At 28.6% G+C, this 19,980-nt stretch carries 17 protein-coding genes; all 17 read right to left on the bottom strand.

Annotated elements, in window-relative coordinates; translation table 11 throughout:
• Nucleotides 1-60 precede the first annotated feature (60 nt).
• The 17 genes from ACFYH6_RS06155 to ACFYH6_RS06075 all read right to left on the bottom strand — a co-directional run bounded on the left by ACFYH6_RS06155 (nt 61) and on the right by ACFYH6_RS06075 (nt 19,715).
• Nucleotides 61-1,500, bottom strand: a complete 1,440-nt coding sequence (locus ACFYH6_RS06155) for a 6-phospho-beta-glucosidase (RefSeq protein ID WP_316342875.1) — start codon at nt 1,498-1,500, stop codon at nt 61-63.
• Nucleotides 1,501-1,633: 133 nt separating this feature from the next.
• Nucleotides 1,634-3,496, bottom strand: coding sequence for a beta-glucoside-specific PTS transporter subunit IIABC (locus ACFYH6_RS06150; protein WP_316342876.1), 1,863 nt, complete (start codon nt 3,494-3,496; stop codon nt 1,634-1,636).
• Nucleotides 3,497-3,921: 425 nt separating this feature from the next.
• Entirely contained in the window at nt 3,922-4,758 is an 837-nt protein-coding gene (gene licT / locus ACFYH6_RS06145; protein ID WP_416178844.1) for a BglG family transcription antiterminator LicT, read from the bottom strand.
• A 300-nt stretch (nt 4,759-5,058) separates the two neighbouring features.
• Nucleotides 5,059-5,697 carry a DsbA family oxidoreductase gene (locus ACFYH6_RS06140; protein ID WP_416178845.1) on the bottom strand — a complete coding sequence of 213 codons (639 nt, stop codon included), beginning with the start codon at nt 5,695-5,697 and terminating at the stop codon, nt 5,059-5,061.
• Nucleotides 5,698-5,700: 3 nt separating this feature from the next.
• Nucleotides 5,701-6,639, bottom strand: a complete 939-nt coding sequence (locus tag ACFYH6_RS06135) for a sugar kinase (RefSeq protein WP_416178846.1) — start codon at nt 6,637-6,639, stop codon at nt 5,701-5,703.
• 13 nt (nt 6,640-6,652) lie between these two features.
• On the bottom strand, nt 6,653-7,273 hold the full coding sequence (locus tag ACFYH6_RS06130) for a bifunctional 4-hydroxy-2-oxoglutarate aldolase/2-dehydro-3-deoxy-phosphogluconate aldolase (RefSeq protein WP_416178847.1): 621 nt from the start codon (nt 7,271-7,273) through the stop codon (nt 6,653-6,655).
• A gap of 208 nt (nt 7,274-7,481) precedes the next feature.
• The gene (locus ACFYH6_RS06125) at nt 7,482-8,105 is read right to left on the bottom strand and encodes a DUF47 domain-containing protein (protein WP_416178848.1); all 624 of its coding nucleotides are present in this window, start codon (nt 8,103-8,105) and stop codon (nt 7,482-7,484) included.
• Between the two features lie 27 nt (nt 8,106-8,132).
• Entirely contained in the window at nt 8,133-9,185 is a 1,053-nt protein-coding gene (locus tag ACFYH6_RS06120) for an inorganic phosphate transporter (protein ID WP_416178849.1), read from the bottom strand.
• A 134-nt stretch (nt 9,186-9,319) separates the two neighbouring features.
• Nucleotides 9,320-9,523 (bottom strand): heavy-metal-associated domain-containing protein, encoded by a 204-nt coding sequence (locus ACFYH6_RS06115; RefSeq protein ID WP_416178850.1) that lies wholly within the window; start codon nt 9,521-9,523, stop codon nt 9,320-9,322.
• Between the two features lie 75 nt (nt 9,524-9,598).
• Nucleotides 9,599-11,188 carry a beta-N-acetylhexosaminidase gene (locus ACFYH6_RS06110; protein WP_416178851.1) on the bottom strand — a complete coding sequence of 530 codons (1,590 nt, stop codon included), beginning with the start codon at nt 11,186-11,188 and terminating at the stop codon, nt 9,599-9,601.
• A gap of 50 nt (nt 11,189-11,238) precedes the next feature.
• On the bottom strand, nt 11,239-12,510 hold the full coding sequence (locus tag ACFYH6_RS06105; RefSeq protein ID WP_416178852.1) for a chloride channel protein: 1,272 nt from the start codon (nt 12,508-12,510) through the stop codon (nt 11,239-11,241).
• Nucleotides 12,511-12,681: 171 nt separating this feature from the next.
• Nucleotides 12,682-14,196 carry a bifunctional metallophosphatase/5'-nucleotidase gene (locus tag ACFYH6_RS06100; protein ID WP_416178853.1) on the bottom strand — a complete coding sequence of 505 codons (1,515 nt, stop codon included), beginning with the start codon at nt 14,194-14,196 and terminating at the stop codon, nt 12,682-12,684.
• Nucleotides 14,197-14,384: 188 nt separating this feature from the next.
• Entirely contained in the window at nt 14,385-15,644 is a 1,260-nt protein-coding gene (locus ACFYH6_RS06095) for an ABC transporter substrate-binding protein (protein ID WP_416178854.1), read from the bottom strand.
• A gap of 16 nt (nt 15,645-15,660) precedes the next feature.
• On the bottom strand, nt 15,661-16,953 hold the full coding sequence (locus ACFYH6_RS06090; RefSeq protein ID WP_416178855.1) for an MBL fold metallo-hydrolase: 1,293 nt from the start codon (nt 16,951-16,953) through the stop codon (nt 15,661-15,663).
• A complete protein-coding gene (locus tag ACFYH6_RS06085; RefSeq protein WP_316342888.1) occupies nt 16,937-17,755 on the bottom strand; it encodes a carbohydrate ABC transporter permease in 819 nt (272 codons plus the stop codon). The genes ACFYH6_RS06090 and ACFYH6_RS06085 overlap by 17 nt, the downstream gene beginning before the upstream one ends.
• 8 nt (nt 17,756-17,763) lie before the next feature.
• Nucleotides 17,764-18,645: a sugar ABC transporter permease gene (locus ACFYH6_RS06080; RefSeq protein ID WP_316342889.1), complete on the bottom strand. Its 882-nt coding sequence runs from the start codon at nt 18,643-18,645 to the stop codon at nt 17,764-17,766.
• A complete protein-coding gene (locus tag ACFYH6_RS06075; RefSeq protein WP_416178856.1) occupies nt 18,645-19,715 on the bottom strand; it encodes an ABC transporter ATP-binding protein in 1,071 nt (356 codons plus the stop codon). The genes ACFYH6_RS06080 and ACFYH6_RS06075 overlap by 1 nt, the downstream gene beginning before the upstream one ends.
• Nucleotides 19,716-19,980 lie beyond the last annotated feature (265 nt).

The raw sequence follows: 19,980 nt of genomic DNA, 5'->3' as shown, positions 1-19,980 counted from the left end.
AGAGCCTAAACATCAGTTTAAACTCTTTTCTAAATATACATAATTACTTTTTCTTGCCACTTATAGCTCTTCTCCATTGCTAGATATAACTTTTTTGTACCAATAAAAACTCTTTTTCTTACTTCTTTTTAAAGTTCCATTGCCTTCGTTATCTTTGTCAACATATATAAAGCCATAACGTTTTTTCATTTCTCCAGTTGAAGCTGACACTATATCTATACATCCCCATGGAGTATATCCGATTAAATCAACACCATCTTTAATAACTTCTTTCATTGCTTTAATATGTTCACTTAGATATTCAATTCTATAATCATCATTTATAGAACCATCTTCTTCAACTTTATCAACGGCACCTAATCCATTTTCAACAATAAATAATGGCTTTTGGTATCTATCATATAATGAATTGCAAGTTATTCTAAGTCCTAATGGATCTATTTGCCATCCCCATTCTGAAATTTTTAAATTTGGATTTCTAACAGTTTTAAATACATTTCCCGCAGTTTGTCCCTTTAATACCTCTGGATCTGAACTAGCACATCTACTTGAATAATAACTAAATCCAATGAAGTCTACTGTATTATTTCTTAGTATCTCTTCATCATTTCCCCCAAATTCTATTGTTATTCCATTTTCTCTTAAAAATCTTTTAGCATATCCAGGATACTCACCTCTTGATTGTACATCAATAAAGAATAAGTTTTCTCTGTCCTTTTGTTTTGCTAATAACACATCTTCTGGATTACATGAGTATGGATAAAATTCTCCAGCAGCAAGCATACAACCTACCATTGAACCTGGAATTATTTCATGTGCCATTTTGGTTGCTAAAGCACTAGCTATAAGTTCATGATGAGCAGATTGATATTTTACTTGAAGCTCATTATCTCCTTCTTCAAATCTTACTCCTGCTCCCATAAATGGAAGGTGTAGTATCATATTGATTTCATTGAAAGTCATCCAATATTTAACCTTATCCTTATACCTATTAAATATTGCTTCACAATAATTTAAATAAAAATCTATAAACTTTCTATTTTTCCATCCACCATATTTTTCAATAATACCTATAGGAGTATCAAAATGACAAATAGTAACTACTGGTTCTATTCCATACTTTAGCATTTCATCAAACATTGAATCATAAAAATTTAAGCCTTCTTCATTTGGAGTTTTTTCATCTCCATTTGGAAAGATTCTTGACCAAGCTATAGATATTCTTAGACATTTAAATCCCATTTCAGCAAATAATGCTATATCTTCTTTATATCTATGGTAAAAGTCTATAGCTTCATGAGAAGGATAATACTCATTTTCTAAAGGTCTTAAAACATCTATCTTTCCTTCCATAACTTTACGTCTATTTTCTCCTGCTGGGCAAAGATCTACTGTTGTTAGACCTCTTCCACCTTCCTTATAACCACCTTCACATTGGTTGGCAGCTAAAGCACCGCCCCACAAGAAATTTTCTGGAAACTTATTAAAATCTTTAATCATTTTTTACCTCCATATTTTCAGGTTCTTTAGTAAAATTTATAATTTCATTGTAAATTATGGGGCTGTCGCAACAGCTCCTAAATTAAAAATGTAGAATTATTTATTTTACATTGTGCGACAGCTCTATTAATTTTTATATAATGCTTATAATAGCATCCCCAGTATTAACTTTCTTTGCTCCTCTAGATAATACTTCTAAATAATCATTTGTGTTTGTTACTATAACAGGTGTTGTTAATTCATAACCTTCTTTTTTTATAGCTTCTGTATCAAATTCTATTAAGGTATCTCCAACCTTTACTTTATCACCATCTTTAACATAAGCTTTAAAGTGTTTACCTTCTAATTGAACTGTATCCATTCCAATATGAATAAGAATTTCTGTTCCATCTTCAGATTTTAATCCTATAGCATGTTTTGTTTTAAATATAGTTTGAACTATTCCATTTATTGGTGATACAACTTTACCATCTAATGGCTTAATAGCTACACCTTTTCCCATCATTTCTGATGCAAAAGTTTCATCATTCACTTCATTTAAAGGCATAATTTCGCCCTTCATAGGACTTGCTATAATAATTTCATTTCCTAAAGATCTTTGTACATTTTCTTCTTCCTTAACTGCAACTTCTTCTTTATCTTTATATAAAGCTAAACAAGCAACAAATGAAACAGCAACACTAATAACTGCACCAATACAAGCATATACAAAATTCATCATTGAATCTCCACCAATATAACTTGGTAAAGTTAAAAATCCTGGTGAACCTCCTGAGTAGTTACAAACACGGAATAATCCTAAGAATAATCCACCAACTGCTCCACCTATCATAGATGAATATAATGGAGTTTTAAATCTTAAGTTTACACCATATAAAGCTGGCTCTGTAATACCACAAACTGCAGTTATACCTGCTGAAGATGCTAATTGCTTTATTTCTGAATCCTTAGTTTTTAATGCTACTGCTAAAGCAGCTCCACCTTGAGATACATTAGATGCTAACATTCCTGGGTAAATAATAGTGTCATATCCCATTGTCATACGGTTATTTATACCTATTGGAACAAGTCCATAGTGAGTACCTGTCATTACTAGTAAAGGTGTTAATCCACCTAATAGTGTTGGAACTAACCAACTTGCATAAGTTTCTACAGTTTTAATAGCTAAGCCTACTTTATCGCTTACTATATATCCTAAAGGTCCAATTACTACTAATAAAGCTATTCCTGTAATAACTGCTGTAATTAATGGTTTAGTAAAGAATTTAATTGCCTTTGGTGATACTTTATCTGCTATTGGTTCAACATAGGACATAAACCAAACTCCAAGTATTATAGGTAATACACTAGAGCTATATGAAGCTAATGAAATAGGTAATCCAAATACTGATATAGATGTTCCAGCTTCTTTAGCTGTATTTACCATTGTAACAAAAGTTGGATGTAATAAAATTCCACCAAGCATCATTGCTAAGTATTGATTGCACTTAAATTTCTTAGCAGCTGAATTTGCAAGAAGTATTGGTAAGAAGTAGAAAGCAGCATCTGCCATAAAGTTTACAATTTGATAACTTTGTGAATCTGTAGTTACTAATTTAAATGCAGTTAATAATGATAGAACTGCTTTCATCATACCAGCTGCTGTAATAGCAGGTAATATAGGTGTAAATATACCAGTTACTGTGTCTATTACTTTTGCAAATATTTTACGATCGTCAACCTCTTCTGAAGCATTAGACTTTATCGTATCTAAGTTAGCTATTTTTGCTATTTCCTTATATACATGATTTACATCATTTCCTATTATTACTTGATATTGACCGCCTTTATCAACAACTCCCATAACACCATTAATATTTTTAATTTCTGATGTCTTTGCCTTTGCTTTGTCTTTTAGATTAAATCTTAATCTTGTTGCACAATGTGTTAAATTTGATACATTTTCTTTTCCGCCTATTTTTTCTAAAATTGATTTAGCTAAATTTTCATAATTCATAGCTTAATTCCTCACTTTCAAAATTTAAATTATTTAAGTTTTGAAGAATTAAGGTTTTGCCTGATCGAATCAGTTACAATCCTATGAAACTTCTTGTTATAAAATTAATTACCTGCTATCCCCTCCAATAATTGATTATTTATCAGTATATAATAAAAAACCTAAATTAACTTGTAGATAACCACTGTATGGGCTATGCATAGCCCATAGTTAAAAATGTAGAATGTAGAATTATTGAAGTAATTTGTTCCAAATTACTAAAAATATATATTTCCTATAAACTCTGAAGGAGTTTATTCCTTTATTTTACATTCTTCATTTTTCATTTTACATTGTGCGCCAGCACACTTATTGTGGTTAAATTTTGTTAACTTAGGTTTTGCCTGATCGAATCAGTTACAATCCTTATAAAGTTAAATATAATTCTAATAATTTTCCTTTACAACTCTTGCTGTATGTACTATAAGATATAGTTTTTCTTCTTTTGTTAATTCATTATTAAACTTCTTTTGTATAAATCCATCAATTTTTTTAGTACATTCATAAGATTTTGGATATTTTATTTTAATCATTTCAAAAAGTTCATTGTCATTATCTTCATAATACTTACCATTTACTAATCTTTGAGCAAAGAATTTTAAATGAGTAACAAATCTATAATAATTTATTGATTCTTCATCAAAATCTATATTGAAATGATACTTTACAATTTTAAGAACTTCATTTATTAAGTTTATTATATCAACTATCTGTGGCATATCTTGGCTTAATTCACCATTTAAAATATGCATTGCTATTGATGCTGCTTCATCTTCTGGAAGCTCTATTTTAAGTCTACTTTTAATTATTTCTAATGCTTTAAGTCCTATTGAAAATTCTGTTTTATGTAATCTTTTTATATCCCAAAGCATAACATTCTTCATTTCTAAATTATTCTCATACCTATTTATAGAAAAGCTTATATGATCAGTAAGTGTTAAATAAATATTTTCATTTAATTTAGTACCTAACTTTTCTTCTGCATAGTTAATTACTTCCTCAGCAATTTCTAAATTTTCTACAGGAATATCTTTAACTAATGCAATTAACTTTTCATTTATACTCTTATTCTTTAAAACAAATATTTTATCTATCTTATCCTTATCAACCTCATCACCTTTTTTCTTTTGAAAGGCTATCCCTCTCCCCATAACTACTGCTTCTTCATCATTTTCATTAATAATTGTAATGACATTGTTATTTAACACTTTATTAATAAGCATATCTCTAACTCCTTCTATATAATTTTCTATTAGAAATATAAAATATATTCTGCAAGCAGTATTATACAAAAAAACCCAAACTAATATCAAATAGTTATAGTACACCCACTAAAACTAATTTGGTATCAATTTAGGTTTTGCCTGCTTTCCAGTAACAATCCAAAATGGATCCTCATTAATATGTTATCATTTTAATATACAATGTAAACATTGTCAACAATTTTATACAAAAAACATTTATTTTTATAAACATTTTTATACATAATTACATCTATTTTTATCTGATATTTCATAGTAATATTATACTTTTCCTGAATAACTTCTATTTAAAGCCATTAAAAATACATCTTCTGATTGTGCACCACTAATAATAAATTTATCATTAATAATAAATGTAGGTACAGAAGTAATAGAATAACTTCTAGCCAAAGCTTCATCTTCTCTGACTTCTTTCTTATACATATCACTATTTAATACCTTAATTGCCTCATCTTTATCAAGGCCAATACTCTTTGCAATATCTCCTAAAACATTAAAATCACTTATATTCTTAGAGTCTGTAAAATAAGCTTTAAATAAAGCTTCTGTCATTTCATTGTTCTTTCCAAAATTTTTTGCAAAGTGGATCAAACGATGTGCATCAAAAGAATTAGTAAGTACTAAATCATCAAAGTTATAATCTAGACCTAAAGTTTTAGCTTGATTTACTATATTATCATTATTAGCTTTTGCTTCCTCTAATGTAATACCATACTTTTCTGCAATGGCTTCATGAATATTATTATTGTTTACTTTTTCTGCATTAGGATTTAACTCAAAACTCTTGAATAATACTTCTACTTCTTTTTTATTTTCAAATTTATTTAAAGCATTTTCAAATCTACGCTTTCCAATATAACAAAATGGACAAAATATATCTGACCAAATTTCTATTTTCATAATTTATTCCTCCTTTATGAACTTATCTAATTCCTCTCTTGTAGGTAATCCTTCATTATCACTTACAAAGGTTACTTGAATTGCCCCAATTGCATTAGCTCTAACTACTGATTCTTCAAGTTCTAACCCTTCTAGTATTCCGCTTATAATCCCTACAGCAAAGCCATCTCCTGCTCCTACAGTATCTACTACATTTTCCACTTTAAAGCCTTTCTTTCTATAAGTCTTGGAACCAGCTCTAACATAGGCACCTTTGCTACCTTCTTTTATTATAATATCATTCACGCCTAAATTTTGATAGAAATCTGCTATTTTATCTGGATCACTGCTTCCTGTTAAAGTTAATCCTTCTGATATTCCAGGTAATATTAAATCACACTTACTAGCTAAATTATTAATTACTTTAATCATCACTTCTTCACTTTCCCATAAAGCTGGTCTTAAGTTAGGATCAAAAGTGATATATGCACCTTTTTCTTTTGCTTTTTCTATTAATCTATATGTTGCTTCTCTACACCCTAATGATAATGCTGGTGGAATTCCAGTAACATGAACCAATTCAACTCCATCAAAATCTATTTTATCTATATCTTCTGCTGTCATATAAGAAAAAGCTGACCCCTTTCTATAGTAAGCAGTAACAGGATCTCCAGAAGAAACATTGCTCTTAAGCATAATTCCAGTTTTGTAGATAGGGTCAAAGGTTATAAATTTTGTTCCTATTCCTTCTTTATCTAAAAAGTTCTTTACATACTTTCCTAAGGGATCTTCGCCCAATTTAGTTATATATTCTACTTTATGTCCTAATCTTGTAAGGCCTGTACATACATTAACTTCTGCTCCTGCTAATGATCTTCTATATAATTCTACTTCTTCTAAAGGGCCCTTTTCTTCAGCTGTAAACAAAACCATTGGCTCCCCTAATAATATAACCTTGCTCAAAATAAAGCCCTCCTTAATTAATTGCATTTATTAATATTTTACAACGTTCTCTTAATATATCTAAATTTGAAGAATTAATCCCTTTTGTTAAATATCCACCAAAACCTACAGAAAATGCACCATTTGCAAACCACTCCTTAATATTTTTATCATCAACTCCCCCTGTTGGCATCATTTCAATAAAAGGCATTGGAGCCTTTATTCCTTTAATCATATTCATTGGAATGCAATCTCCTGGGAAAAGCTTAACTACATCACTTCCTGCTAAATAAGAGTTATATACTTCTGTTGGAGTTGCAGCTCCCATAGAACAAAAAATATCTTTTTCTTTGCAATATGTACCAACTTCTTCTACTAAGCAAGGTGATACTATAAAATCTGCCCCATTAGATATGGCTAATTCTGCTTGTTCTTTATTTAGTACAGTTCCAGCTCCTATTAAAGCATCTGGTAGTTCTGCTTTTAACTCTTTTATTAATTTTTCAGCACTTGGTAAAGAAAATGTAATTTCTAAAGTTTTTATCCCTGATTCAACTATAGTTTTACATATTAATTTGGCTTCTACCAAATCACTTCCCCTAATTACTGCAATTAATTTTCCTTTTATGCAGCTTTTAACTTCTTCCTTATTCATTACTAACACTCCTTAAGACATTTATAAATCAGTTAACAAAGAACATATTTTATGTGAACCGATTAATTTAATACGGATTTATATTAATTTCAAATTTGTGTATATTATATAGTTATTAAAAATCAAATTCAATATATAAATTCAATTTCATTAATATCCTAAATATTCTAACAAAATAAGGATGCTGAAACTCAGCATCCTTATTTTGTTATGAATTCTCCATTATTACACTTTCAACTAAGTTTGCAACACTTTCACAGGCATCACAACTTTTTTCAAAATACTTTAAAGTATCTGTCCAAGTCATAAGTTCTATTGGATCCTTAGATGTAGTATATAAATTTCTTAAAGTACTAAAGTATAGCCTATCTCCTTCTTCTTCTAAATCATTTATACCTATAATTAATTTTTGGATTTCTGTAGACTTTTTATAATTATGGAATTCTGCCATTATCTTTTTAAGTCCGTCACAATTTTTAATAATAATACTTGAAAAATCTATAGCTTCCTTTTTTATTTCTGTAATGTTATACATATATATTCTTGTTAAAATTTCCTCTATATCATCTGTAACATTATCGATATAGTTAGCTATATCAATAATATCTCCTCTTTCAATTGGTGTTATAAATTCTTTAGCTAATTTATTCATCATATCATGCTTCTTTACATCAGCAGTATGCTCTATCTCATGCATTTCTTGTATTTTATCTTCAATTTTATCTTCATTAAAATTCAATAGTGTTTTTTGAAGTAAATTAGCAGCATCATATGAATAATCTACTAATTCAACTAACATATCAAAATAATTATTTTCTTTCTTACCTAACATTATATATTACTCCTCTATAGTTTTATTTTAAAATATCCAAATAAATAATTCCGCCATTAAAAATCCTATTAGCCCACAGCCTGGGAAGGTTAAAATCCATGTCCAAACCATTTCCTTAACTACACCCCAATTAACTGAGCTAAGCCTTTTAGCAGCTCCTACTCCCATTATAGCAGTAGTTTTTGTGTGTGTTGTACTAACAGGAATTCCTGTCATTGAAGATATTAAAAGACATCCAGCCCCTGCTAAGTCTGCTGAAAATCCTTGATATTGCTCAAGTTTAACCATATCCATCCCAACAGCTTTTATTATTTTATATCCACCTATAGATGTTCCTAATGCCATAACTAAGGAACAAAGTATCATAAGCCATACTGGAATAACAAAGTTTTGAACATCAGCTTTTCCATTAGCCAAGAATATTCCAAGCATAAATACTCCCATAAATTTTTGGCCATCTTGGGCTCCATGCATAAATGCCATAGCTGCTCCACCACCAATTTGAGAATATTTAAAGAATCCACTTGTTTTTCTACGATCAACGCCTTTAAAAATTAATCCAATAATCTTTACAGTTATCCATCCCATGCCAAAGCCTAAAAATGTAGATAATATAAGACCATATATAACTTTAATCCATTCACTGCCATTAATACCACTCATACCTTTTTGTAAAGCAATTGCTGCTCCTGAAATTCCAGCAATTAAAGCATGACTTTCACTTGTGGGTATTCCGAAATACCATGCTGCTGTTGCCCATACAACTATTGCAAACAAAGCTGCACATAGTGCTATTAATGAATAGTGTGGGTCACCACCAAAATCCACCATGTTGTATATTGTTTGTGCTACATTGGCATTTATCATTGTCATAAAAAAAACGCCCAAAAAATTAAATATTGTAGCCATAAAAATAGCTGCACGAGGTCCTATTGCTCTAGTTGAAACACATGTAGCAATTGCATTAGGAGCATCTGTCCATCCATTTACTAAAATTACTCCTAGGGTTAAGATAACAGTAATTAGTAATGGTAGGTTATCCACTAGTTGCCCCAAAAATTCAAAAAAAGAAATCGTCATCAGTTTTCTCCTTTCAGTTTATATCTATATTATCAAATTATTATGTATATTCTAACAATATAACTTTTTTCATAATTTTTCAATTATTTTGCACAAAAATAGCCTATATTTTTAAACATAGGCTATTTTATTATTTATTCTATTTTATGCCCTGAATTTTCTAAACAAGATTTAATTGAAACCTCTGTTGCTGGCTCATTATAAATTACTTCTACTGTGCCTCTTGCAACATCTACACAAACTTTATCAACTCCCTCTAGCTTTTCTAAAGAGTTTTTAACTTGAGTTTTCATATTTTCATTTGCTATATCATTAATTTTATAATGTACTCTTTCCATACAGTATCTCCTTTCTTATTTATTCAAATATAGTATGCACATTTATCTAGAAAAAATAGATGCTTTCATAATCACCTATTTCCATATGCTATTATCTCTATAATAGTTTACATTTTCCTCTGTAAGCCTTTTTCCTTGACTTTCTAACCTAATTTTATACTCTTCAAAGTTTCTAAGATTTTTAGGAGTCCACCCAATTTCAGCATAACCTAATAATCTTGGGTATATCATATACTCCATTTCTTCTAGGTTGCTTATTGTTTCAGTCCATAAAGGTGCTTCAATTCCTAAAATCAAATTTTTAGGTGCAAATTCTGTTGGATCCCACTCATAGGCAGTTTTTATTGGAATATATCCAGCCCAATCTAAGCCATAAGGTGTATCTTTATTATATTTCATATCTAAATAGGCTTTACTTGCAATTGAGATTATCATCTTCATCTCCTTTTTCCTAGCAGCTTCATTTGAATCCTTCCAATTTTGAAGAATAACACTAGAATTTATTTCTGGAGCTGTATCTATTGGATCCCATCCTATTGGAGTTTTTCCATATTTCTCAACTATCTTAGAAACTCTCCCTACAAAATAATCATAGTCTTCTTTTTTGGTACTTTCAGCTTCATCTCCACCCATGTGAAAATATTTAGAAGGTGAAATTGCTGATATTTCTTTAACTACATCATCTATAAACTCATAGGTCTTTTCACTATCTGTCATTAAGGTACTAAATCCAACATCAATGCCAGTATATAAAGGTTTTCTTTTACCATCTGGGTTTAAAAAACCATAAGAAGCTAAAGCAGCATTAGTATGTCCTGGCATATCCACCTCTGGTATAATTTCCATATATCTATCAGCTGCATACCTAACTATACTTTTAAATTGCTCTTGAGTATAATAGCCTCCAGGTCCTCCACCTACTTCTGTACTCCCACCTATAAGGGTTAAATCAGGGTATTTCTTTATTTCTATACGCCATCCCTGATCATCAGTTAAATGTAAATGAAGTCTATTTATTTTATATTCAGCTGCAATATCTATTTGTTTTTTTATTTCTTCTTCAGTAAAAAAGTGTCTTGCTACATCTATCATCAATCCTCTATAGCTATACTCTGGTTTATCATAAATTACCGAATTTTTAATACTCCATTCAGTATTACTTACTAATTTATTTGAATCTATTTCTGGAGGTAACATTTGTCTTAAGGTTTGAATACCTCTAAATAGCCCTTCAGGCTTATTAGCTGTTATCTTAACTCCATTAGAAGTAGTAGTAATATTGTATCCCTCATCTCCTAATGTACCTTCACCCTTTAAAGTTGTTAAGTAAATATAATTTTCTTTGTTATTTCCATTCTTATTTATATTAAAATTATATCCTGTGGCGGGCTTTAATTTTTCTCTTAAATATTCTGCTATCTTAGTTATTTCTGTTGTTTCTTCTTCATTTTTTCCCTCTACAAAAATATTAGTATCTTTATTAATTATAAATTTGCCTTGATTTTCTTTATAAGATAATGGCTTAGGAATAATAGTATTATTAATATTTTTTCCTTCACCCATTACCTCTATATCCTTCTTATTTATATTTGAAGTTAATGAAGCTATTAGTGTAATTACAGCTACTAAAACAAATATAAAGTATTTTTTATTTCCTTTAAGCAAAGTATTTTCCTCCTTAGGTTCTTTTTTCTTATGTTAATTATTAATTTTTCTTATGCATCTGGCTTATTTTTATGAACAACCCCTTCAAATATTTTCCCTTTTTCCTTTGGAAGCTTTCTTTTTACTAAAATGTCATAAAAGCCTGATATTATATAACTTATTGTCATAACTATAATTATTGCTAGCATTTCTTCACCACCAAAATACTCTAAAGCCATAGCTATAGATGTTATAGGAAGAGAAGTTGCACTACAAAATACTCCTATCATACCTAATGCAGTAACAGAAGTAAGTGGCAAATTAATATATTTAGAAACAAAACTTCCTAAGGTTGCCCCTGCAAAAAATGTTGGGTTTCCCCTACCACCTTGAAAAACTGAACCTATGGCAACAGCAGTAAAAATAACCTTCCATATATAATCCATTATGCTAACATGATTTTTAAAGGAATCATTTATAAAACTTTGACCTAAACCATTGTAATTATCTCCAGCTATCCAAAATAATATTATTGTAATAACCCCTCCTAGAATTGCCTTAATATATGGATTTTTAGTAAATCTATCATAAGCCTTACTACTATTATCTAAAACTAAATTAAATATAAATCCACCAACTCCAAATATAATTCCTAATAAAACTAATTTCATAATTACTATAAAACTTAAATCATCTAAAACTAAGCTAGTATATTCAACAGCCTTACTACCAATCCAAAGAGCTATTTCATTAGATACTACAGTTGTTAAAAAAGCTGGAATTAGTGCTTGATAATGAAATCTTCCTTTTAAAACTAGCTCCATTCCTAAGATAGCCCCTGCAAAGGGAACATCATATATTACTCCAAAGGCACTTCCTACTCCACATATTACTAAAGTTCTTTGCTCATCATCAGATAGCTTAAACTTCCTTGCTATAAAATCTCCTAAAGTTCCACCCATTGCAACTGCTGATCCTTCTTTTCCTGCAGAGCCACCACAAAAAGTTGTAAGCAAGGAACCTATAAAAACTACAAAGGTCATATAAAAAGGGATGTCTTTAGCTGCTGATTGAACTTCTGACTTAAGTAAGTTTTCTCCTGAATAAGCATTTCTTTTAGTTCTTAAATACATAAAGCTAATTATTAATCCTGCAATAGGTAATAAATATATAGTGTACGTATGCTCTCTTCTAAAGGTATTTGCAGCTGTTAAAGTCTTATTAAATAAACCTACTATAATTCCAATAGGAATTCCCATAATAATACTTAATACAATCCATTTAAATATCTGTTTTATTAAATTAAAATAATCTTTATTCTTTTCTTTAGTATTACTTTCCATAAAAATCTCCTTATTCTTTTTTCTTATTATTTGTTATTTAAATAAAAATAATTCTTATTACCTTGTTTTCATAATTATAACTATGGTAATTATCATAATATTAATAAAAAAATACACATTAAATATTAGATTTTTATTCTAATACTTAATGTGTATTTAAAAACTATTATTTTAATATTTAATTATATAATTACTATCAGACTGTATATCTACTTCATGATTTCTTTGGAAATAATCTATAATAAGTTCACTCATATCCATATTAATTTCCTTAACTACTTCTGCATTTTCATAGGCTGGATAAATTGAAGTATTACTTGCTCTATAGTTATTTAAAACTACAGTATAATCCTTATCTAAATCTATATCTTCACCATCTTTTTTCATAGAAACAACTCTATTTCCAAAATCCTTATGTAAATCTATTTCATATGTTAAGCCTGCAAAGGTATCATAATTATAATTTTGTACCTTTGGCACTAAAAATTCTTCATTTATCTTAACTTCATTATTTTCTAAAACAAAATAAGTAGCACTTTTTTCAATGGCTTCTTTAAATTTGCTTCCCTTTATCTTAAGTACTTTTAAAGTATTTGGATATGGATAATTTATTAATACATCTCTTATTGAAACATTCTTCTTAAATCCAATAGCAGTATCAAATAATGATAAAACTGAAAAATCTGCTTGAGATACATCTAATTGAACTTCATGTAAAAAGTTTATAAATGGATGTCCTTTAAGTCTTGCAATAAATATATCATCTAAAATTATATCATTTTTAAAATGACCAATTTCTCTATCTAAGTATCCTTGTAATTCTTTATCTACATCCGTAAATCTTCTTTCTAAATCTACATTTATTTCATCATTTAACTTAGATACATCTACTAATTCATAACTTGCTTCCTTTGTTTCTGTATCAAGTACTATTTTAGTAAAGTTTTGACCATTATGCATAGGTTGTGAACATATTACTCCATTAACTTTAGTTATAAAAGATCTATGTTGATGTCCACTTAAAACTATATCTATAGAATCATAGTTTTCTAATAATTCACTACCTTGGTTTTCTTTTGTTAACTTTTCAGTAGGAGTATTATTTCCATCTAAACTTTTCTCAAAACCTCCATGATAACAAACTATTATCATATCAGATTTTTCTTTTAATTCTTTTTCGTATTTTCCATAAACCTTAACTGGATCTAAAAATTCTAAGTTCTCTATGTTCTTTTCTTGCTCCCAATTTGGAATAAAAGATGTTGTAAAACCTATACATCCAATCTTAAATCCATTAATATCAAATATTCTGTAAGGCTTACTTTCAAAAGCTAACCCTTTAATATTTGCATTTATTATTTTATCAGAAACCATACTATAAGCAGCTTTTAAATAATCTAATCCATAATTAAACTCATGATTTCCTAATACATAAGCATCATAGCCAACATCCTCTAATAATTCTATTATAGGATTATTTTCTAACATTTGCTTTGATAAGTAGTGAGTCAGTGCCGATCCTTGAACTAAATCCCCACAATCTATTTTTAAAGAATGATCATAATTCTTTTCATCTTCTAATATGTAACTTCCAATCTTTAATATTCCAAGGGATTGGTCTGTTACATAGTTAGTTGGATATACAAATCCATGTAAATCACTAGTTTGATAAATAACTAATTTCATAGTTCCTCCTTAAATGTGCTTCGCACAATGTAAAATGAAGAATGAAGAATGTAAAATTAAAGAAGAAACTCCTAAAGGAGTTTCTAAAATAAATATTTATTTAAGTAATTTGGAACAAATTACTTAAATAATTCTACATTTTACATTATACATTCTTAATTAAAGAGCTGCCTTTAGGCAGCTCAGTTCTATTCCCAGATTGAATTTAAAGTAGATTTAAATTCTTCTAATTTTTTAGTAACATCAGCATTATTAGGATCTGCTAATACTGCTTCTAATACTGTACCAGCTTCACGATATGCAGCATCTGCACCACTTATTACTGGGTTTGTATATAAGTTCTTAGTTGCATCTGAAAGAATTGGAGCTATTAAACTTCCACAGTTTTTATATTCTTCTGAATCAAGAGCACTTTGTCTTACAGGTACATATCCAGTTGCTGAAGCCCATTTAATTTGGCTTTCTTTGCTAGTTAAGAACTTTAAGTATTCATATGCAGCAGTTTTTTGTTCTGCAGTAGCACTTGAGAATACATATAAATCAGTACCTTGTTGTAATGAAGCCTTTGTTGGGTATGGAGCAACTCCTATTTCAAACTTACCATCAACACCTTGTTTTACAAAGTTTTCACCAGCATTAGATCCAACGTACATTGCAATAGTACCATTTCCAAATGGTCCAGATAAGTATTTATCTGTTCCAGCAATTCTGAAGTATCCTTCTTTAACACCTTCTAAGTAGTAATTAACAGCCTTTTCTGATTCCTTACTAGTTACATCAAAATTATTATCAAATGACTTTCCTTCTGACTTTAAGAAAGTAGTGTAATATGTATTTAATGAGTCAAAACCTGCTCCTACAATACCTTTCTTCTCTTTTATTGTCTTAGAAACTTCAACAAGTTCATCATAGTTTGTTGGAACAGTTAATCCTAATTCATCAAATAAAGTCTTATTATACCATAAAACTTCAGTTGACTTATTAAATGGCATAGCATAAATCTTTCCATCTATAGTAGTGGCTTCTCTAAAACTTGGTAATATATCTTCATAATTATCAAATTTAAGAGTTTCATTTTCAACGTATGGTGTTAAATCAGTAACTAATCCATCTTGAATAGGATTGAACATCCAATCAGGATAAGCTTGAGTTAAGGTTGGTAAGTTACTTGGACTTGCAACAGTTGCAGTTATTTTTTGTTGTAAATCTGGATAACTTGATTGATTTTGTAAAGTAACAGTTATATTAGGATTTTTCTCCATGAATTTTTCTGTTAAACTTGTAAGAGACTTTTCTAAATCTCCACTCATAGCATGCCAGAAAGTTATTTCAACTGGTGCTGTTATTTCTGTTACAATTTCTTCATTAGCTGTTCCAGCGCCCTTATTTGAGCAACCAGTTAATAGGCCTAATGAAAGTGCTAGAGCAAGTATTTTCTTGATCTTCATAATTTTGTCCTCCGCTTTATATAGTTTGTTTTTTTTCTGGTAAAAGTACATCCCCATTTTCGTTATATAGTTTCTCTGGGCGATAAGAATGTATTGGAACTAATAACTTAGGTTTAATTAAATTAATTATTTTAATTAAATCATAAGGATGTGCATGCCCACTACATGATATTCTTTCGAATTTAATATTTCTATCCTCAAAACTCTTTATAAATGGTTCATATTTAGGGTCAAAATCTCCTAATGGAACTGCATTTGAGTGAATATAAATTCCACCTTCTTGTAATTTATCTATATATCCAATGGCAAGTGTATCTAATTGCCAGAAAAAGTCACCTTCATCCTTTAATAATCTTTCAAATTTTATTTCTAAATCTTTATTTAATCCATACTCCTTATTATCTAATGAATAATAATAAGATTCATATCCAGTTGCTTCTTTAAGAACATAAGAATAATATGCTGATAAAACAACTTTTCTTGGATTAGTTTTTATTATATTTAATATTCTTTCTATATTAGAAATATAATAATTAAATGTTATTTGTTTATTTGGATTTTCTTTTACTATTTTATTTATTTTATCTATTAATTCTGGTTCATTTGATATTTCATCTTCTCTTACTTCATCAAAGTCTTGGAAGGATACGCTAACACCTTCTATTAATAGAACATCACAATTTTCACTTTCCTTACAGAAATTTAATGTATCTTCTTTTCTATAACCATGAAGTCTTATATCTCCAGTATATGAAATAACTAAGTCAGGAGTTTCAATTAATAACCCACATGCACCATATGCATCATGATCTACTGGCATTACTTTAACTTTTATCTTGCCAATTTCTATAACTTCATTTTCCTTAACTCCAATTATGTCTCTAGTATTTTTTCCTTTATTCTCATAAAGTGGGAATAAGAAATCATTATTTATATTTAAAGTATTTAATAATGATTTTGTTCCTTCTAAAGTATATAGAGGCACCTCAGGATTTAAGTAGTTCACAATCTTAGAATGATCTAAATGCATATGTGATAAGAATACAGCAGTATTCTTAAATTTATTTTCTTTTGATTCATATCCCTTTAATGGAATACTTGGGTCATACATATTATCTAAATATGGAACTAGATTTTCATCTAATAAATCCTGTAAATTTTCTGGCTGAACTGGAGCTTTTGGATTATATTCACTACCAAAATCAAAGAATATATGGCTGTCTTCATATACTACTTCAATTATTGTTCCGCCAATAGTTAATATACCATTGTGAAAAGTTATTTTTGTCTTTTTATCCTTTAACGCCACTCTTAACAACTCCTCTAATTATTTGTTTTCTAAATATTAAATATAAAATTAGTATTGGTACTATAGCTATAGTTGATGCTGCCATTTGAAGTTGTACATTTGTACCGCTTTCTGTTGCAAAAGAGCTTAGTCCATTACTTAATAGTCTCATTTCCTTACTATTTGTTACTAAGATTGGCCATAAAAATGAATTCCATCCACTTATAAAGCTTAATATACCCATAGTAAATAATGCTGGCTTTGCTAAAGGTACAAGTATTCTATGTATAAAGGCTAAATCTGAACATCCATCTACCTTTGCAGCCTTATAATATGAAATTGGAATGCTTGTTAAATATTCTTTTAAATAAAATATGTAAAATACACTTGCAAGTGAAGGTAATATTAATGCTGCATATGTATCTAGCAATCCAAGCTGAGCTATAGTTTGGTAATTTGTAAATACAGTAACTTCATAAGGTACCATAAGTAAAGCTGCCATAACTAATATTAAAATATTTTTATATCTAAACTCTAATTTAACTAAAGCAAAGCCTGCTAAAATAGCAGTAATTACTGTCCCTATAGTAGAAATTCCAGAAACTATTATTGTGTTAATAAAGTATCTTCCAAATGGAGCCTGCTCCATTGCAAGTGAAAAGTTATTCCACTGAAATTCCTTTGGGAATAATGTTGGTGGTATACTTATTGCCTCTTGATATGTCATTAAACTTGATAAAATCATATATACAAAAGGAAATAATGTTATTATTGCCATTAAAACTATAAATGTTTTTGATAAAACTGAATTAATTTTCTTCATATTTTCACCTACTTAGATATTCTTTTTAATATACGATTTTGTATTAATGTGAAAATTAAAATTAGGCCAAATAATATAACTGCTGCAGCCATACCTTGACCATAACGGTTTTCTACATAGAATTTATTAAATATGTAGAATACAGCTGTTGTTGCACTATCAGCAATACCTGCTTTACCGTTAAATATTGCAAATACCTGTGAATAAACCTTAAAGGCATTAATAAAATTTACCATTAATAAAAACGTAATAATTGGTATCATTTGAGGTAATGTTATTCTAAAAAACTGTTCAAATTTAGTAGCACCAAACATATCAGCTACTTTATAATAGCTCTTATCAACATTTCTTAATCCTGAAAGTAATATAATTATATTAAAAGCAAGACCTGACCAAATACCAAATATAATAAGAGTTATCATACTCATATTTGGGTCATCAAGAAAGTTAAATGGTCCTATATTAAAAAATCCTAAAACATAATTTATAATTCCATATTCACCATTTAATAAAAATCTAAATACAATACCAACGGCTATAACACTTGTTAAGTATGGTATAAAGAAAATTGTTTCAAAAATATCTTTATACTTAATTTTTTCATATATTGTAATAGCTATAAACATAGATATAATTAACCCTACTGGAACTACTACAAAAGAAAAAAGTGCTGTATTTCCTATTGCTGTATGAAATTTAGGATCTTTAAGTACTATTTCGAAATTTTTAAATCCATTAAATGTTAAGTTGTTTAAAGTTCCTTTTTGGAAAGACATAATAAATGTCTTTATTAAAGGTAACACATTAAATATTCCGACTATTATTAAAGCAGGTAGTAAAAACAACCATGCTTGTGGTGAATTTTCTGCTCTATACTTAAACTTCTTCATTAGTACACTCTAACTCCATTCTCTTGGAATAAATAAATTCCATTATAGTCAATATCAAGGCCTATCTTATCACCTTCTGAAATTCTTTTATTAATGTCTGTAATAGACTTTGCATTTGTATCATTAATATTAAAGTTTATAATGCAATCTTTTCCTATTAATTCTACAGATTCTGCTTCAATTTCAAATAATGGATTTTCACTTAATACAAAATACTCTGGTCTAATTCCAACTATGTACTTTTCTTCTGTTAATTCTCCTTTAAATCTATCTTTATTTAAAAGTTCTAAATCAATAGAAAAATCTTTAGATACTAATTTATTTCCTTCTTTTTTCATATCAACTAAATTTATTATTGGATTACCCATAAATTTAGCCACAAAAAGATTTTGAGGTTCTAAATAAAGATTTTGAGGTATATCAAATTGTTGAACTACACCTTCATTCATTAAAACTATTCTATCACTTATAGATAATGCTTCTTCTTGATCATGAGTAACGAAAATTGTAGTTATACCAATTTCTTTAACTAATCTTCTTATTTCTTCTCTAATCTTTAATCTTAATCTAGCATCTAAGTTACTTAAAGGTTCATCAAGTAATAATATTCTTGGGTTTTGAACTAAAGCTCTTGTTATTGCAACTCTTTGTTGTTGACCTCCAGACATCTCACCTGGTTTTTTATCTGCTAGTTCTTCAATGCTTGTAACTGCCATATACTTTTTTGCTATTTCCATAGCTTCACTCTTTGGCTTTTTATTTTTACCAACAGTAAGTGGGAACATTACATTTTCTAAAACTGTCATATGTGGATATAAAGCATAATTTTGAAAAACTAATCCAATCCCCCTATCCTTAGGGTGCTTATCTATAACTGATTCATTATCAAATTTAATATCTCCATCACTTGGGTCTAAAAGTCCAGCTAATAAATTAAGAATTGTTGTTTTACCACATCCACTAGGACCTAAAAGACAAACTAATTCGCCTTCATTAATTTCAAGATTAATGCTCTTTAGAGCTTCATATCCATTGCTATAAACCTTTTTAAGTTTTTCAATTTTTATCATGTGCCACCTCTAATATATTTTTAATCTTTAACTGAATAATAACATATATACTATACTAAATATCTTATTTTATGACAATATAATATATTTTTTTACATTTATTTTTAACAAATTTAACATTTTATTAACTTATTTGTAGTATACCAAATATGAATTTCATTTTTTACCATTTATTATAAACGTATTTATAATATGTTTTAATTATTTAATCATAGTTTTTGAATTAAATATTATTTTTATTCAGCTTAAAGATTTTATATATGTT

Source organism: Clostridium sp. HCS.1, assembly GCF_047900555.1.
Taxonomy (GTDB): domain Bacteria; phylum Bacillota; class Clostridia; order Clostridiales; family Clostridiaceae; genus Clostridium.
The sequence above is the reverse complement of the archived record's forward strand: the minus strand, read 5'-3'. Positions and strand labels throughout refer to the sequence as shown.

Coding starts and splice junctions, on each gene's coding strand:
- ACFYH6_RS06120 (WP_416178849.1), bottom strand. CDS start 9,185: ATGACGATTTCTTTTTTTGAATTTTTGGGGCAACTAGTGGATAACCTA.
- ACFYH6_RS06125 (WP_416178848.1), bottom strand. CDS start 8,105: ATGTTAGGTAAGAAAGAAAATAATTATTTTGATATGTTAGTTGAATTA.
- ACFYH6_RS06130 (WP_416178847.1), bottom strand. CDS start 7,273: ATGAATAAGGAAGAAGTTAAAAGCTGCATAAAAGGAAAATTAATTGCA.
- ACFYH6_RS06155 (WP_316342875.1), bottom strand. CDS start 1,500: ATGATTAAAGATTTTAATAAGTTTCCAGAAAATTTCTTGTGGGGCGGT.
- ACFYH6_RS06100 (WP_416178853.1), bottom strand. CDS start 14,196: ATGAAATTAGTTATTTATCAAACTAGTGATTTACATGGATTTGTATAT.
- licT (WP_416178844.1), bottom strand. CDS start 4,758: ATGCTTATTAATAAAGTGTTAAATAACAATGTCATTACAATTATTAAT.
- ACFYH6_RS06115 (WP_416178850.1), bottom strand. CDS start 9,523: ATGGAAAGAGTACATTATAAAATTAATGATATAGCAAATGAAAATATG.
- ACFYH6_RS06095 (WP_416178854.1), bottom strand. CDS start 15,644: ATGAAGATCAAGAAAATACTTGCTCTAGCACTTTCATTAGGCCTATTA.
- ACFYH6_RS06140 (WP_416178845.1), bottom strand. CDS start 5,697: ATGAAAATAGAAATTTGGTCAGATATATTTTGTCCATTTTGTTATATT.
- ACFYH6_RS06150 (WP_316342876.1), bottom strand. CDS start 3,496: ATGAATTATGAAAATTTAGCTAAATCAATTTTAGAAAAAATAGGCGGA.
- ACFYH6_RS06085 (WP_316342888.1), bottom strand. CDS start 17,755: ATGAAGAAAATTAATTCAGTTTTATCAAAAACATTTATAGTTTTAATG.
- ACFYH6_RS06105 (WP_416178852.1), bottom strand. CDS start 12,510: ATGGAAAGTAATACTAAAGAAAAGAATAAAGATTATTTTAATTTAATA.
- ACFYH6_RS06075 (WP_416178856.1), bottom strand. CDS start 19,715: ATGATAAAAATTGAAAAACTTAAAAAGGTTTATAGCAATGGATATGAA.
- ACFYH6_RS06080 (WP_316342889.1), bottom strand. CDS start 18,645: ATGAAGAAGTTTAAGTATAGAGCAGAAAATTCACCACAAGCATGGTTG.